At 73.3% G+C, this 15,259-nt stretch carries 13 protein-coding genes; 7 read left to right on the top strand and 6 right to left on the bottom strand.

What is annotated here, in order from left to right; genetic code table 11:
- Window positions 1-42: 42 nt before the first annotated feature.
- The gene (locus AC07AB_RS06550) at window positions 43-2,373 is read right to left on the bottom strand and encodes a GMC oxidoreductase (protein WP_478561004.1); all 2,331 of its coding nucleotides are present in this window, start codon (window positions 2,371-2,373) and stop codon (window positions 43-45) included.
- A 129-nt stretch (window positions 2,374-2,502) separates the two neighbouring features.
- The gene (locus AC07AB_RS06545) at window positions 2,503-3,792 is read right to left on the bottom strand and encodes an MFS transporter (protein WP_478561001.1); all 1,290 of its coding nucleotides are present in this window, start codon (window positions 3,790-3,792) and stop codon (window positions 2,503-2,505) included.
- Window positions 3,793-3,947: 155 nt separating this feature from the next.
- Between AC07AB_RS06545 and AC07AB_RS06540 the strand changes: the two genes are divergently transcribed.
- Window positions 3,948-4,730 carry an AraC family transcriptional regulator gene (locus AC07AB_RS06540; RefSeq protein WP_478560998.1) on the top strand — a complete coding sequence of 261 codons (783 nt, stop codon included), beginning with the start codon at window positions 3,948-3,950 and terminating at the stop codon, window positions 4,728-4,730.
- 52 nt (window positions 4,731-4,782) lie between these two features.
- On the opposite strand, the gene AC07AB_RS06535 is transcribed toward AC07AB_RS06540, so the two are convergent.
- Window positions 4,783-5,223, bottom strand: a complete 441-nt coding sequence (locus tag AC07AB_RS06535; protein WP_478560995.1) for a hypothetical protein — start codon at window positions 5,221-5,223, stop codon at window positions 4,783-4,785.
- A 547-nt stretch (window positions 5,224-5,770) separates the two neighbouring features.
- Window positions 5,771-6,733, bottom strand: a complete 963-nt coding sequence (locus AC07AB_RS06530; protein WP_478560992.1) for an NADP-dependent oxidoreductase — start codon at window positions 6,731-6,733, stop codon at window positions 5,771-5,773.
- Window positions 6,734-6,949: 216 nt separating this feature from the next.
- Between AC07AB_RS06530 and AC07AB_RS06525 the strand changes: the two genes are divergently transcribed.
- The 3 genes from AC07AB_RS06525 to AC07AB_RS06515 all read left to right on the top strand — a co-directional run bounded on the left by AC07AB_RS06525 (window position 6,950) and on the right by AC07AB_RS06515 (window position 8,658).
- Complete coding sequence (locus tag AC07AB_RS06525) at window positions 6,950-7,948, top strand: GlxA family transcriptional regulator (RefSeq protein ID WP_478560989.1); 999 nt, start codon at window positions 6,950-6,952, stop codon at window positions 7,946-7,948.
- Window positions 7,949-8,125: 177 nt separating this feature from the next.
- On the top strand, window positions 8,126-8,503 hold the full coding sequence (locus AC07AB_RS06520) for a DUF3995 domain-containing protein (protein WP_478560986.1): 378 nt from the start codon (window positions 8,126-8,128) through the stop codon (window positions 8,501-8,503).
- Window positions 8,386-8,658: a DUF3995 domain-containing protein gene (locus AC07AB_RS06515; protein WP_478561619.1), complete on the top strand. Its 273-nt coding sequence runs from the start codon at window positions 8,386-8,388 to the stop codon at window positions 8,656-8,658. The genes AC07AB_RS06520 and AC07AB_RS06515 overlap by 118 nt, the downstream gene beginning before the upstream one ends.
- 136 nt (window positions 8,659-8,794) lie before the next feature.
- Here AC07AB_RS06515 and AC07AB_RS06510 read toward each other — a convergent pair whose 3' ends face one another.
- Complete coding sequence (locus tag AC07AB_RS06510; protein WP_478560983.1) at window positions 8,795-9,772, bottom strand: LacI family DNA-binding transcriptional regulator; 978 nt, start codon at window positions 9,770-9,772, stop codon at window positions 8,795-8,797.
- A 147-nt stretch (window positions 9,773-9,919) separates the two neighbouring features.
- Between AC07AB_RS06510 and AC07AB_RS06505 the strand changes: the two genes are divergently transcribed.
- From AC07AB_RS06505 to AC07AB_RS06495, 3 genes are all read left to right on the top strand, one after another.
- Window positions 9,920-11,407: an NCS2 family permease gene (locus AC07AB_RS06505; protein ID WP_478560980.1), complete on the top strand. Its 1,488-nt coding sequence runs from the start codon at window positions 9,920-9,922 to the stop codon at window positions 11,405-11,407.
- 66 nt (window positions 11,408-11,473) lie between these two features.
- Complete coding sequence (locus tag AC07AB_RS06500) at window positions 11,474-13,222, top strand: adenine deaminase C-terminal domain-containing protein (protein WP_478560977.1); 1,749 nt, start codon at window positions 11,474-11,476, stop codon at window positions 13,220-13,222.
- 576 nt (window positions 13,223-13,798) lie between these two features.
- On the top strand, window positions 13,799-14,620 hold the full coding sequence (locus tag AC07AB_RS06495; protein WP_478560974.1) for an SAM-dependent methyltransferase: 822 nt from the start codon (window positions 13,799-13,801) through the stop codon (window positions 14,618-14,620).
- Between the two features lie 205 nt (window positions 14,621-14,825).
- On the opposite strand, the gene AC07AB_RS06490 is transcribed toward AC07AB_RS06495, so the two are convergent.
- Window positions 14,826-15,221, bottom strand: coding sequence for a hypothetical protein (locus AC07AB_RS06490; RefSeq protein ID WP_478560971.1), 396 nt, complete (start codon window positions 15,219-15,221; stop codon window positions 14,826-14,828).
- Window positions 15,222-15,259: the final 38 nt, after the last annotated feature.

The raw sequence follows: 15,259 nt of genomic DNA, 5'->3' as shown, positions 1-15,259 counted from the left end.
GGCGGGCGGACCGGTCCTCCCCGGGCGCCCGGGCCCCGCGGTTCACGCCCGCCCCGGCCCGTACACGTCCCACAGCTCCCCGGCGAAGAACCGGCCGAACCGGGTCAGCCCCGCGAGCGGCGCGGCGCCCGTCGCCCGCATCGACGCGAGCTGGCGGATGAAGTCCAGGCGGCCCACGCGCACCGCGCCGTGGCACAGCCGCGCCCCGGCGGGCTCCTCGTCCGGGCCGAGCAGCCCCGGCCACACGCCGACGGCCAGGGTCGTCGTGTCCGGCCACAGGTCCATCCCCGGATCGTCGCCCACCTCCTTGCGGCCGGTCAGGGTCAGCTCCCGGCCGCCGGGACCGTACAGGTGCAGCCGGTAGAGCATCCGCCGCCGCCCCGGAGACCCGGCGGGCACGAAGAGGTTGAACCAGCCCTCCCGTACGGCCAGCCGTCCCCCCAACGGGTCGCAGGCCACCTCGCCGCGCGCCGCGGCCTGGTGGTCCGGCGAGTCGAGGAAGGCGTCGACGTCGTCGACGGCGATGGTCAGGCGCAGGGTCAGCGCCGGACCGTCGGCGAGCGCGCCGCGCATCTTCTCGGTGAAGGTCAGGCCGGTGGCGGGCGCCGGGGCCGGACGGTACGCGGGCCGGGGCGGGCGCATCTCCAGCAGCCGCGTGGACATGCGGTCGGAGAGCGCGGCGATCGTCAGCGACGGATTGACGCCGACCGGCCCCGGCAGCGCCGCCGCGTCCGCCACGTACAGGCGCGGATGCCCGAACACCTCCCCGTACGCGTCGCACACCGCGTCCTGCGGCCGGTCGCCCATGGGCGCGCCGCCCACCGGGTGGACGGTGACGACGCGCCGCCAGAGCCAGAGCGGGTTGTCCAGATACCGCGCCCCCATGCCGTCGGCGAGCGCCCGCATGGTGGCGCGCACCCCTTCGTAGTACGCGCGGCTGGTCCGCGTGGTCCACTCGACGTCCAGCCTGCCGTCGCGCAGCGTCATCACTCCGTCCGGGACGTCCCGGCCCACGCCCAGCAGCGGCAGCACTCCGGGGAAGCCGCCACCCGCGCCGAGGAGGGCGGCGAACTCGCCGGAGATGTTGCTGTCCGGCGAACCGGAGACGGAGGAGAGCGCGAGGCCGGCGGCGAAGGCGGCCATCCGCCGCGCGCCGCCCGCCAGCCGGGCGCCTTCCACGAACCAGTTGAGGAACCCCGGATAGCCGCCGTCCTGGACGATGTGGCCCCGGCCCGCGCCGCCGGCGGCCTCGCCGGGCGCGTCGACCACACCGGTGATCACCGGCCCCCGGTCCGGCCGGGGCACGGGGGCGCCGGGCCGCCCGTACAGGAAGGTCAGCAGATCGCCGTTGCCGCAGAACCGGGTGCCCAGGGCCGGGCCGAGGCCGGGCAGCCGGGCCCGGTTGGCGAGCAGCAGCCGGACGGTGCCGTAGGCGCCGGCCGCCAGGATCAGCCGGTCGCAGTCGATGTGGCGGCGGGGGAGGTCGGCGGTGCGGGTCGGGCGCCCTTCGGCGTGGGCGCCTCCCGCGCTGTCCGCGTCCCCCCGGCCTTCGGCGTCGTCCACCGGGTGCACGACGTAACCGACGCGGTAGCCGCCGCCCCCGAGCGGCTCCACCGTCGTGACCTGGTGGCCGGTCCGCAGATCGGCGCCGTCGTGCCGGGCGGCGGAGAGGTAGGTGTGATCGAGGGTGTTCTTGGCGCCGTTGTTGCAGCCGAGGTCGCATTCGCCGGTGAGGGCGCAGGTCCGGCGCGGCACCCCGTGCAGATTCCCGTACGGGGGGTCCGCGAGGGGCAGTTCCGGTCCGGGCGGCGCGCCGGGAGCGGGGGAGAAGGACACCGCGAGCGGCGCCGGGGACCACGGCAGCCCGGCCCGTTCCGCCGCCTCCCGCAGCGCCACCGTCTTGGGGGTACGGGCGTACGGGGGCGCGTCCACCGGGTACGGCACCGGGCGCAGCACCGCCTCCACCGCGTCGTAGTGCGGATCGAGGTCGGCCCGGGTGAGCGGCCAGGACTCGTGGCCGCCGCCGGGCAGCGCCTCGTTCCGGACGAAGCAGCGCTCGTCCTTGCGGAGCAGCACATTGGCGTAGATCAGCGAGCCGCCGCCGAGACCGCTGGAGACCAGGGAGTCGCAGCCCTGGAACCGCCACACGTCGTACAGCCCGTACAGCCCCTCGCTCGGGTCCCACAGCGCCCGGCCCAGCTCCGCGGGCGTACGGGCGAAGCTCCCCGGCGGGTAGGCCCGGCCGCGCTCCAGGACGACGACGGAGAGCCCGGCCGCGGCCAGCCGGTACGCGGCCACCGACCCGCCGAACCCGGACCCGACGACGACCGCGTCCACCCGCTCGGGCCTGCCGCCGCTCGATGGTTCGGGCACGGGAACCGTCCTTTCTCCCTCCCGGCTCCCAGTAGAGCAACGGTTCGCGCCGCGCACATCCGCAGCGGCGCCGCGTGGCGGGATCGCGTTGGCGGGGCCGGGGCTACGGCCTGGAGACCCGGTGGAGCGTCAGGGCTCCCCGTGCGCGGCCGGTGATTTCGCGTGTGCGTCGTAGCGCCAGAAGGGGCGTACGGCGAGGCTGCCGCCGATGACGAGGACGATGCAGAGCACGGCGCTGCCCGACCAGGCGATGCTGAAGGTGGTGGCCGCCGCCATGGCCCCCGCGCGAAGATCGCCGAGCCGGGGGCCGCCGGCCACGACGACGGTGAAGACGCCTTGCATGCGTCCGCGCATCTCGTCCGGGGCGTAGGTCTGGAGAATCGTCTGACGGTAGACGGAGCTCACCAGGTCGGCCGCGCCGGCGCACATGAGGAGGACGACGGTGAGCCAGAGCGTGCGGGTGAAACCGGCCAGCGAGATGCCGGTCGCCCAGGCGACCACGGCGAAGGTGAGCGCGACCCCCTGACGGCGTACGCGCGAGATCCATCCACTGCACAGGCCGGCCAGCAGGGACCCGATGGCGACCGCCGAGTACAGCAACCCGATGCCGCCGTGGAAGTGGGTGGCGGCCGCCTGCGGGAACAGGGCCTTCGGCATCGCCAGCACCATGGCGGCGATGTCCACCGCGAACGACATGAGCAGCACCGGGCTGCCGCCGATGAAGCGGAGGCCCTCGGCGACGGCGCGCGCCCCGGCCTTGACCGCCGTCCCCGCCGGTTTGATGGAAGGCAGCCGGAACGTCGCGTAGAGGGTCGCGGTGAACAGGAGCACGTCGGCCCCGTACGCGTAGGCGAACCCATGCGGGAACGCGACGAGGACCCCCGCGATGAGCGGCCCGAGGATCTGCCCGATATTGCTGACCGTGAACTGGAGCGTGTTGGCCGCGGGAACCAAGTCGCGCGGCACGATGCGGGGGATGATGGCGCCGCGCGCCGACGAGGACGTGGCGAAGGCGGCGCCCTGAACGGCGACGAGGGCGAGGAGGAGCACCTCCGATCCGATGTCCAGGACGGTCTGGGCGAGGAGGAGGAGCGTCACCGCCCAGGTCACGAACGAGGACCACAGGGAGAGCAGGCGGCGGTCGACCGCGTCGGCGATGGCACCGCCGTACAGGCCGAACACGACGATGGGCAGGAACCCGGCGAGTCCGGCCAGACCCACGTACATCGATGAGTGCGACATCGAGTAGATCTGGACCGGGACGGCGACCTCGGTCAGCATCGTCCCGATCAGTGAGGCGCCCTGGCCGATGAGCACGCGCCGATAGGCCGGAATGGCCAGCGGCCGTGTGTCGACGGCCGCGTGGCGTATACGGGCCGCTATGCCCGTGGGGCCCTTCGGCTTGTTGATCACTGTCACCGGAGCCCTGCCTCCGGCTCCGTCGTACGGAAAGCCGGCGGCCAGGGCCACGGACTGGTTCGGTGCCGCCGCCGAGACGGCACTCCTGGTGTGGTGTTCATGGCGTCACTTTGCCATCGGGCCCTGCTGGCGCACTTCCATTATTCTGCCTACTTGTGTCGAAGAACAGCCACCAGTGGATCCCGCCCGCCACCTCCCATGTCCACGCCGCCGGCGAGGTCATCAGCCGCCACCGGCACGCCTACCACCAACTCCTCTACGTCAGCACCGGTGTGATGTCCGTACGGACCGGGCGGGGCACCTGGGTGGTCTCCAGCAACCGCGCCGTCTGGACCCCGGGGATGACGTGGCACGAGCACCGGGTCTACGGGGAGACTCTGGTTCACACCCTCGGCTTTCCGCCGGACGACGCCCCGCTGCCCGACGGCTCGCCCACGGTGCTGGCCGTGGGCGGCCTGCTGCGCGAACTCCTCATCGCCTGCACCGAACCCGACCTGCCCCTACCCGAACTGCGGCGGCTGCGGGCCGTGGTGAACGACCGGCTGCGCCGCGCGGACGTCCATCCCCTGACGCTGCCCACCGCGCAGGACCCACGCCTGGCCCACGCCTGCCGAGCGGTCGAGGAGGACCTGAGCCGCCCCCGGCCCCTGGCCTGGCTGGCCCACCACGTCGGCGTGGGCGAGCGGACCCTCACCCGCCTCTTCCGTACGGAGTTCGGCACCACGTACCCCCAGTGGCGAACGAGCACCCGCGTCTTCCACGCCATGCTCCAACTCGCCGAGGGCGCCACCGTCACCGGCACAGCACGCCGCTGCGGCTGGGCCACCACCAGCGCCTTCATCGACACGTTCGCCCGAACCATGGGCCAGACACCAGGCGCGTACCGCAGCGCGGCCATCGGAACGGCCGCGGGGGACGGGCCGGACGCGAAGCCCTGAGCGCCCGCGCCCGTGCGCCCGCGCGACTCGTGCGGGGCCGGGGCCCGCGCGGTCAGGCGAGGGCGGGGCCGGCGAGGTCGAGGGTCAGCTGGTTCTTCCAGTCGTTGGTGAAAACGCCGACCGCTCCTTCGTAACGGGCCCCCAGGAACGGGTTGGAGTGGAACATGACGGTGACCCACCGCAAGGCGCCGCCGGCGTCGAGACGCGCGAGATATCCGATGTTCCCCATCCCGCTTCCCCCGCCCGACATCCACCCCGAACCGTCCGGCAGCGGGCTCTCGAAGTAGGTGTCCACCTCGATGATGCCGCCCTCCTCCACGGCCCGAGCCACGTCGAGCGGCCCGCCGAGCTGGAAGGGGATGGGCTGCCCGGCGTCCGGATGGTAGGCGCCGGGGCCGTCCACCCGCACATCGAGGCCGGTGTCATCCGCCCGGTAGAGCCCGTCATGGAGCGGCATCTCCCCGTCCGCCCACAGCTCTTCGACCACTCCCACAAGCACACCCCCGCTGTCTTTCTTCGGCCCACCGTGCCGCAGTGTCGCACTCCGCTCGGCTGCCACGCAGCCTGCCGCACGCGACCGGGAGCCTGCTGGAGGCCGGATCGCCGGCTGAGGCGAAACCGCCGTTGGCGGGGTCGTCTCAGCATCCGGATTCAAGACGCCGGCCAGGGCGCGGCGGTGGCCGCATGGGCGGCGACCTCACCGTTGCTCGACGGCCACGGCGGGGCGTACTGCCAGGACTGCGACATAGCGGAACCCGCCCACACCGACGACATGCTTATCGGCGGCGTCAAGCCCTGGGCCGTCGACCCCAATGCGGCATCCCGGCTCTGGCAACTCTCCAGTGAGCTGACCGAGTTGGATTCGTTGTTCAGGTCGCCGCGGACGGGCCGGATGTCGCCCGGGGCGTTCCCGACCAGGACCCGGGACCGTTCCGAGGACGGTCCCGGGTCGGTACCGCACGACGGCGCCGGGTCGCGCGGCGAGAGCGCGGACGACGCGGGCGCCCATGGCCCCCGTGCCCCCGGCCATGATGCGGTCGTCACCGCGCCACGTCGAACACGAGCTTGCCGCGGGTGCGGTTGGTCTCGCCCAGGCGGTGAGCCTCGGCGGCCTGCTCCAGGGCGAAGGTGCGCTCGACCTCGACCCGGAGCGCGCCGGTGTCGACCAGGCCGGCGATGGCGGTGAGGGCGGCGGCGTCCGGTTCGACCAGGAGCGGGCTGGTGCGCACGCCCGCCTGCCCGGCGGCGTCGGCCAGGCCGTCCGAGACACCACTCGGGATGGAGATGACCAGGCCGCCGGGGTGCGTCACCGACACGGACCGCACATCGGTGTCGTCCTGGGAGCCGACCAGGTCGATGACCACGTCGACCTTGCCGGTGGCGTCCTCGAAGCGCTGCCGGGTGTAGTCGATGGTCTCGTCCGCGCCCAGTTCCTTGAGCCAGGCGTGCCGGGGCTCGCTGGCGGTCGCGATCACCTCGGCGCCGAGGTACTTGGCTAACTGCACCGCCAGGTGCCCGACGCCACCGGCCGCCGCGTGCACCAGCACCCGCTGCCCGCCGGAGACGCCCGCCGTATCGACAAGGGCCTGCCAGGCGGTGAGCGCCGCCAGGGGCAGGGCCGCGGCCTCGACGTGCCCGACCGAGGTGGGCTTACGGGCGAACTGCCGCGACGGTGCCGTGACGAACTCGGCGTAGCCGCCCGCGGGGCGCGGGAACCAGGGCATGGCGTAGACCTCGTCGCCGGGCGCGAGCGTGGTGACGCCGAAGCCGACCTCCTCGACGACGCCGGAGACGTCCCAGCCGGGGATCATCGGCAGCCGCTGGAGTGCGGCCATGCCGCCACCCGCGCGGGTCTTCCAGTCCACCGGGTTGATCCCGGCGGCGTGCACGCGCACCAGCACCTCGGTCGGCAGCGGTTCGGGCCGCGCGACGCGGGCGGCGGCCAGTACCTCCGGTCCGCCGAACTCCCCGATGGTGACGGCGCGCATTGTCTGCTCGCTCATGCTTTCCTCGCTCGTTTCCACTACGTGTGTTCTCTGTCCGGGACGAGTGCCCCGATATCCGGGGCCGGAATCCGGACAGTCGGGACAGAAGCCCCGATGGCCGGGACGGGTGAGTGCCCCGACGACCGGGGCGGTAGCCCCGGCGCATTCCCAGCCTCTCCGGTGCCCGCGGACGCGGCGAGTGGCCGTACGGCCATCTGTCGTACCATCACGGCCATGACTCATCGTGTTGTCGTTCTCGCTCTCGACGGGGTCATACCGCTGGACCTGGGCATACCGGCGCGGGTGTTCAACGAGGCCCGCGACCCGGCCGGGGCGCGGCTCTACTCCGTGTCGACCTGTTCGCTCGGCGGCCGGCCGGTCCGTACGAGCCAGGACTTCCGGATCGTCGTCGACCACGACGAGTCGCTCCTGGAGACCGCCGACACCGTGGTGATCGCCACCCAGGAGCCCGAGGAACACCTGGTCGCCACCGGAAAGCTGCCCGAGGACATCGCCGCCGCACTCGCCCGCATCCCGCCGCGGGCCCGGGTCGTCAGCCTGTGCACGTCGGCGTTCCTGCTCGCGGCGGCCGGCCTGCTGGACGGTCGGCGGGCCACTACGCACTGGGCGCTGTGCGATCTGTTCGTGCGGCTGTTCCCCCGGGTCGACGTCGATCCGGGCGCGCTGTTCGTCGACAACGGGCGCATCCTGACGTCCGCCGGCGGGGCCGCCGGCATCGACCTGTGCCTCCATCTGGTCCGCCTGGACCACGGGGCGACGGTCGCCGGCGCCGCCGCGCGGCGGTGCGTGGTGGCACCGTGGCGCGAGGGCGGGCAGGCGCAGTTCATCGAGCACCCGGTACCGGAGGACGGCGACCGTTCCACCTCGGCCACCCGCCAGTGGGCACTGAACCGGCTGGCCGAACCGATCACGCTGGAGGACATGGCCCGGCACGCGCTCATGAGCGAGCGCACGTTCACCCGGCGGTTCCGCGGCGAGGTCGGCACCAGCCCGCTCCGATGGCTGCTGCAGCGTCGACTGGTCCAAGCGCGCGGACTGCTGGAGTCCACCGACCTCACCGTCGCACGCGTCGCCACGGCCTGCGGCTTCGGCGACCCGGTCGCGCTGCGCAAGCACTTCCACACCCACCTGGGCCTGTCCCCGCTGGCCTACCGCCGCGCGCACTGCGCCCCGGAGCCGGTGCCCCCGGAGCCGGTGCCCCAGGGGCAATGAGGTGCCAACTGGCTTGGTCTGGGCGCGATTTCATCGACGGGCGCTACGAGTGGCGGCGCGTCAGGTGACGTCACGTCATCTCGGTGGCGTGGTCGGCGACGCCTCGCCGGCAGGGGGCTCCTGGACCGCCTCCGCCCGCCCGGGCGACGGCGCGGGAGGCCGTACCGCACCGCGGAAATGGCATGCTGCCCGCCATGCATGAAGGTCTGCGGGACGGGGCGGAGTCGGGGGCGTGGGGGAGTGCCGCGGGGCTGTGGGGGGCGTATCGCATGCGCATGGGCCGTCGCTTTCGCCGGGCTCCACTTCTTCTGGGCGCTGGGCGGCAGCTGGGGCCTCAGCGTCTCGGCCGGGCCCTTGGCCGAGGAACGCCCCGGCTGGTTCGTGGCGGTGGGCTTGTGGGGCGTGGGGCTGCTGTGCCTTGTCGGCGGTGCGCTGGGATGGCTCCTCGGCAGGCCGCGGCCTGCCGGCTGGCGGGGCGGGCGCTCAAGGTGCTGGGCTGGTGTGTCTGCGCCGTGCTGCTGGTGCGTGGCGTCGCGATTGAGCTTCTGCTGCTGACCGGCGCCGCGGGGCAGGAGATCGACATCAGTCCGGAACAACGGTTCTGGACACTGCTGTTGTGGAACCCCTGGTTCCTGGTCGGCGGGCTCGCCTTCGCGCTGGCCGCGCGGGGGTTCGGGAGAGCGAGAGGGCTGAGCGGCAGCGCCGCCTGACGGTCGTTCCTACCCGTAGCGGATGGCGGTCCTGAGGCTCCTCACTCCGGTGGCCGTCCGTCCGGGGCCGGCGTCGCGGAGCTGGGGGACGCGGGGGGTGAAGACCGTCGTCGGCGTTCCTGAGGGCCCTCCGTCCCTACAGCCCCGTCGGCCGCGCTGTCGACTCACGCGGGCGCACATGGGTCGGCAGCAGGGTGCGGACCGTGCGGCGGGTGCCCTCGCGGACCTCCAGGAGGCGGGTCACGGCGAGGGCGCCCGCCTCCTCGACCGGGACGTCGAGCGCCGTCACGGACGGTACGGTCGCGCCGAGCGCCGTGAGGTCGTCGGCGGCCGCGAGGCTCACGTCCTGCGGCACCCGCAGGCCCGCCGCCTTCAGCCCGTGCAGCAGGCCGAGCGCGAGATAGCTGTTGTACGCGACGACGGCGCTCGCCCCGGCCGGCAGCTCGGCGGCGGCGCTGATCCCCGCGTCGAAGGTCGGCGGCAGCGGGCCGAGTACGCGCATCCGGGCGCCCGCCTCCTCGACCTGCTCCGCCATGGCCGCCCGGCGCCGCCCGTCGGCCCAGGAACCGGGTGGCCCCGAGACGTACACGATGTCCCGGTGGCCCAGCTCCAGGAGGTGGCGGACCAGCGCGCCGGTGCCCGACGCGGTGTCGAGCACCACGGCCGGCAGCCGGCCCACCCGGCGGTCGACCAGGACGAGCGGGCGGCGGGCGGCCAGCTCCCGCAGGGCGGCGTCGGAGCCGACGGGCGCGACCAGCACCACCCCGTCGACCTGCTCGGACAGCCGCCCCACCAGCGCGGCCTCGCGTTCGGCGCTGTACTCGGAGACCGTGAGCAGCAGATGGTTGTCGGTCTCCTCGGCGGCCCGCTGGGCGCCCAGGACCAGCGGGGCGAAGAACGGGTTGGCGAGGGTCGGCACCACCAGGCCCACCATGCCGGTACGGCCGGTGGTCAGGGCGCGCGCCGCCCGGTTGGGCTGGAAGCCGAGGCGCGCGGCGGCGGCCCGTACGTTCTCCAGCGTGGGCCGCGCCACGAGCTCGGGGCGCATCAGCGCGCGCGACGCGGTGGCCTTGGACACGCCCGCCTCGCGGGCCACATCCGCCAGTGTCGACACCGTTGACTCCCCCTCCCCGCCGGACCCGGGCGCACCCCGCGGCCGACCCATGTCATCCTATCTGCAACCGCTCTCTGCAACCGGTTTCATCAGGATGCGCAGCGACCGGCCAGCGACCGAAGATCCTTTCCTCCCACCGAGGTAGCCATGCCCCACTCTGACGGGACGCCCGTACGGCCGTACGCCGAGCCACCGGCCGGTCAGCCCGGCGAGCCGCCCGCGGGGGCAACTGGCGAGCCGCCCGCAGGGGCAACCGGAGGGCCGACCGCAGGGGCAACCGGAGGGCCGACCGCAGGGGCAACCGGAGGGCCGACCGCCGGGACCTCGGCAGGCTTCCTTGAGCGCCATTTCCGGATCCGCGCCCGCGGCAGCAGCCCCCGCACCGAGGCCGTCGCCGGTCTGTCGATGTTCATCGCCGCCGCCTACGCGGTCGTCGTCGTCCCCGGCCAGCTCGCCAAGGCCGGCGTTCCGCACGGGCCGGTCACCACCGCCGTGATCATCGCGATCGTCCTGTCGACCCTGGCCATGGGCCTGTTCGCGAACCTCCCGTTCGTCCTCGCGCCCGGCCTCGGCGGCGTCGCCCTGCTCGCCGTGACCATCGTCGGCCAGGACCACGTGCCCTGGGACGCGGCGCTCGGCATGGTCCTGTGGTCCGGTGTCGCCTTCCTGGTGCTGACCGTGCTCGGCATCCGCGATCTGATCACGCGGCTGATGCCGCAGAACCTCAAATACGCCATCAGCGGCGGCCTCGGCCTCTTCATCGCCCTCCTCGGCTTCAAGGACAGCGGCCTGGTCGTGGCGAAACCCGCGAGCAACGCGCTCGCGCTCGGCGACCTCTCCCGGCCCGCCGCGCTGCTGGCGCTCGCCGGGCTGGTCCTGCTGACCGCCCTGTCCGCGCGCAAGGTGCCCGGCGCGTTCTTGATCACCATCGCAGTGGTGACCGTCGCCGGCATCCCGTTCGGCGTGACCGAACTGCCCGGCCACTTCTTCGGCGCACCGGACAGCCCCGCCCCCGTGGCCTTCCACATCGATGTGCTCGGTGCGCTGAAACCGGAGTACTTCCCGTACATCTTCGCGTTCTTCGTCTCGGAGTTCTTCTCCATGACCGGCACGCTGCTCGCCGTCGCGGACCGGGCGGGCCTCACCGACAAGGACGGCAACGTCCCCGGCATCCGGCGGCCCTTCTACGTCGACTCCGCCGCGGTGATCGGCGGCGCCGGGCTCGGCGCGCCCAGCATGACCGCGTACCTGGAATCCTCGGCCGGAGCGGACAGCGGCGGGCGTACGGGCCTGTCGTCGGTGGTCGCCGCGGGCGGCTTCGCCGCGCTGCTGCTCGTCACCCCGTTCGCGACGCTCATCCCGTCCGCCGCGACCGCGCCCGTGCTGATGTACATCGGGCTCACGATGCTCGGCGCGCTGCGCAACGTCGACTTCAAGGACCCGACGAACGCCGTCCCGGCCGCGCTCACCGTCGCCACCACCGTCTTCTGGGGCAACTTCGGCACCGGCATCGCCGCCGGACTGATCGCCCACGTCCTGGTCAAGGCCGCCGCCGGGCGCTTCCGGGAGATCCCCTGGGGCCTGTGGGTCGTGATGATCCCGCTCGGCTACTACTTCTACACGCTGCTGCCATGACGGCCGCCGACCGGTTTCCCGACCCCCTCCCGAACCCTCCCGAACCCTCCAAGGAGTGTGCACCCCATGACCGAGCAGCCGCAGCAGCCGCACGACGTACGGATCAGCGGTGGACGGGTGGTGTCGACCTTCACCGGTGAGGAGTTCGCCGCCGACGTCCTGCTGCGCGGCGACACCATCAGCGGCGTGCTGCCGCCCGGCGCGCCCGGCGAGGCCCGCGAGCACGTGGACGCCACCGGGCTGCTGATCGTGCCCGGTTTCGTGGACGCGCACATGCACATCGAGAGCTCGTTCCTGACGCCGCAGACCTTCGCGGCCCTGACCCTGGCCCGCGGTACGACGACGGTGCTCGCCGACCCGCACGAGATCGTCAACGTGGCGGGCGCGCGGGCCATGCGCTGGATGATCGAGGCGGGCCTCGGCACCCCGCAGACCCAGCTGTGGGGCGTGCCCTCGTGCGTGCCCGCCCTGGAGGGGCTGGAGCGCGCGGGCGCGAGCCTGTCGGCCGACGACATCGCGGAGCTGCTGCGCCTGCCCGGCGTCATCGCCCTCGGCGAGGTCATGGACTACCGCGCCGTGGTCGCCGACGACCCCCGCATGCGCGGCATCGTCGCGGCCGCCCGCGAGCAGGGCGTGATCCTCGACGGGCACTGCCCCAACCTCAGCGGCGCGGAACTCAGCGCGTACATGGCCACCGGCGTCGACTCCGACCACACCAAGAACCGCACCGAGGTGGTCCTGGAGAAGGCCCGTATGGGCATGCTGATGATGCTCCAGGAGAAGTGCCTGCTGCCCGAGGTCATCGAGGCGCTGCTCGCGCTGCCGCAGCTGCCGCCGCTCTGCCTGGTGACGGACGACCTGGCGGCCGACCACATCCTGGGCGCCGGCCACCTCGACCACATCGCGCGGGTCGCGGTACGCGCCGGGCTGCCCGCGATCGCGGCGCTGCGTGCGCTGACCTGGACCCCGGCGCAGCGGCTGCGGCTGTACGACCGTGGCGTGGTCGCCCCCGGCAAGCGGGCCGACCTCGTGCTGCTCCGCGGGGAGCTGGGCGACTTCGACCCGGCCGCGGTGTTCGCGGGCGGCCGGGAGGTGGCTCGGGACGGGGCCGCGACGTACGGGGCTGAGGCGTACGGGGCGGCGACGGGCGCCCTCGACGCCGGTCCCCCCGACGCAGGCCCCCTCGCCGACACCCTGACCGTCGAGCCGCAGACCCCCGACGGCTTCCGCTGGCGGGTCGACCTCCCCGACGGCACCCACCGCTTCCGGGCCATGCGCGTCAACTCCCGCGACACCTACACCGAGGCGGCGGAGATCGAACTCCCCGTCCGGTCCGGGGAGGTGGCGTGGGAGGGCCGGACCACGCTGGTCCGGGTGCGGAACCGTTACGGACGCCCGGGCACGGTCTTCGCGCCGCTGCTGGGCCGCACCCTCGCGCCGGGCGCGGTGGCGACCACCTACGCCCACGACAGCCACAACCTCCTCACCATCGGCACCTCCCGCACCGCGATGGCGGCCGCCGCGGCGGCGGTCGTCGAGGACGGCGGCGGCGTCGCCGTCGTACAGGGGGAGACGGTCGCGGCCCGGCTGCCGCTGCCGGTCGGCGGGGTGATGTCCCCGGACCCGGCCGCCGAGGTCGCGCGCCGGTCGCGAGTGGTGCGCGACGCGCTCACCGAGTGGGGCTGGGAGCACCTCAACCCGTTCATGAGCGTCTCGACGCTGACGCTGGCGGTGTCCCCGAGCCTCAAGATCACGGACCTGTCCCTGGTGGACGTGGTCCGCCGCGAGCCGGTCGGCGCCACTGCCACTGCCTGAGGAGGGTCCTCCCGCCGAGGGCCCGAGGCGGGCCCTCCGCTTCTGCCTCCGGCAAGCCCCTGGGCACGTAACCCCATTGGGGTGAGTACGGGTCCGCTCGGCCGGCGCCTCGTCGCGGCGTCCAGGGCTGAACGCTCCTGCGGCACACGGGCGGTACGGGTGGATTCACCGCCTTCGTCGGCTTCAGTCCGGACGGGGGCGCGGGCGTCGCGGTGCCCGCCGACGTCTCGCCCACGCCCCGGCGGCCCGTCATTCCCGCAACCCGCCGCCTCTTCCGCCAGGCCGTCCACGGACCGGTCCCGCACACACCGTGAGCGCGGGGAGTTGAGGGACACGAGGGGCTGACGGGCCCGGTGGGTTGTCTCCGAAGCGGGAGCGAGCCCCCTCTCCAGGGCTGTTCCCTCCCGGACCGCGCAGCTCACAGCCGTTCGGCGGCGGTGACTGACGGGCGCGGCGCGGGAGTTCCCCGACGCGGGCTCCGCGCCTGCCGCCGCCTTCGCAGGGGGCCACCGGGCACCCCGCGGAAGGGGCCGTCCTACACTCCGGGGTGACGCAGAGCGATGTTTGAGGAGCGAGATGGCGCATCAGGGCTTTTCAGTGGACCGGATCAACACGGGCGAAGCACACTCGGCGCGGGTGTACGACTACATACTCGGCGGCAAGGACCACTACGACGTGGACCGCGACGCCGGTGACCTGATGTGCCAGGAGTGGCCCGCGCTTCCGGTCCATATGCGTGCCAACCGGCAGTTCATGCACCGCGCCGGGCGGTATCTCGCCCGTGAGCAGGGCATCCGGCAGTTCCTGGACATCGGCACCGGCCTGCCCACCGCGCCCAACCTGCACGAGGTCGTCCAGGAGGTCGCCCCCGACGCGCGGGTCGTCTACGTCGACAACGACCCGATCGTCCTGAACCACGCGGACACCCTGCTGACCAGTTCCGTCCAGGGGCGGACCGCCTACGTCGACGCCGATATGCGCGACCCCGACGCCATCATCAACTCCCCGGAGTTCCAGCGCCTTCTGGACCTGCGGGAACCCGTCGGCCTCATGATCATCGGCATCCTGCACTTCATCCTCCCGCCGGACGACCACCGCCTGGTCCAGCGCCTCCTGGAACCGCTGCCCGAAGGCAGCTTCCTGGCCATGACCATCGGCACCGCCGACTTCGCGCCCGAAGAGGTCGGCCGGGTCGCCGCCGAGTACGGACGGCGCGGCATGCAGATGCAACTGCGCACCCGCGCCGAGGCGGAGGAGTTCTTCGCCGGCCTGGACGTCGTCGAGCCCGGACTGACGCAGGTCCACAAGTGGCAGCCCGACGAGGGGCAGGAGCCCGTGGACGACCGCGACATCGCCATGTACGGGGCTGTCGCCCGTAAGACCGGCAAGAGCGGGTGACGGGCGCGGGCGCACCCGTCGTCTGAAGCGCGGCTGCCGCGGCCGGGTGCCGCGCCAAGAGCCTCGCCGCAGCAGTGGGCCCCGTCGGCGACCGGCCGACGGGGCCCACCCGTTCGTTCCCGGACCGCCCCTGCCCGAGCGGCCGCCGACTGCTGTACGCGCGCCCTCCCGGACGGCCGGGAAGGCGCGATGCCCGTCCGTACGGTCAGTACTCCGTCATCGCGTGCACCTCGTCCGTCAGGGCGATGAACTCCGGTGACTGGAGCGAGGGGATCATCGAGCGCAGGCGCGCCACGTCGCCGCCCGGGCGGATCTTGCCGGTGACGAGGCCCACGAGCGCCTTCATCTCCCGCGTGGACAGCTTGACGCTGGTCTTGTACGCCATCCGCAACGAGCACCTGGGCCGCTCCAGCGTGCCGCGCCTGGCCTCCACGAGGCGGCCGTCGCGGATCCGGAAGTAGTACGCGATCTCGCCGCCCTCCGGCGCCTCCCTGATGACGTGCTGGATCTCCAGATCGAGACCCGGCTTCTCGGGCATTCGGCCGCCGCGCTTTTCCAACTCCGCCAGATACTCCGGGGAAAGGTATTTGATCTTCGGCATGGCACACTCCGGCATGGCACACTCCAGAAACCTCGGTT

The organism is Streptomyces sp. NPDC044033, assembly GCF_056434425.1.
Note: the sequence above shows the minus strand (reverse complement) of the source record. Positions and strands in the feature narration are given on the sequence as shown.

Bases quoted from the DNA above. Each gene is read 5' to 3' on its own strand.
- AC07AB_RS06530 (WP_478560992.1), bottom strand. From the start codon at position 6,733: ATGAGCGAGCAGACAATGCGCGCCGTCACCATCGGGGAGTTCGGCGGA.
- AC07AB_RS06525 (WP_478560989.1), top strand. From the start codon at position 6,950: ATGACTCATCGTGTTGTCGTTCTCGCTCTCGACGGGGTCATACCGCTG.
- AC07AB_RS06520 (WP_478560986.1), top strand. From the start codon at position 8,126: ATGGCATGCTGCCCGCCATGCATGAAGGTCTGCGGGACGGGGCGGAGT.
- AC07AB_RS06515 (WP_478561619.1), top strand. From the start codon at position 8,386: ATGGCTCCTCGGCAGGCCGCGGCCTGCCGGCTGGCGGGGCGGGCGCTC.
- AC07AB_RS06505 (WP_478560980.1), top strand. From the start codon at position 9,920: ATGCCCCACTCTGACGGGACGCCCGTACGGCCGTACGCCGAGCCACCG.
- AC07AB_RS06500 (WP_478560977.1), top strand. From the start codon at position 11,474: ATGACCGAGCAGCCGCAGCAGCCGCACGACGTACGGATCAGCGGTGGA.
- AC07AB_RS06495 (WP_478560974.1), top strand. From the start codon at position 13,799: ATGGCGCATCAGGGCTTTTCAGTGGACCGGATCAACACGGGCGAAGCA.
- AC07AB_RS06490 (WP_478560971.1), bottom strand. From the start codon at position 15,221: ATGCCGAAGATCAAATACCTTTCCCCGGAGTATCTGGCGGAGTTGGAA.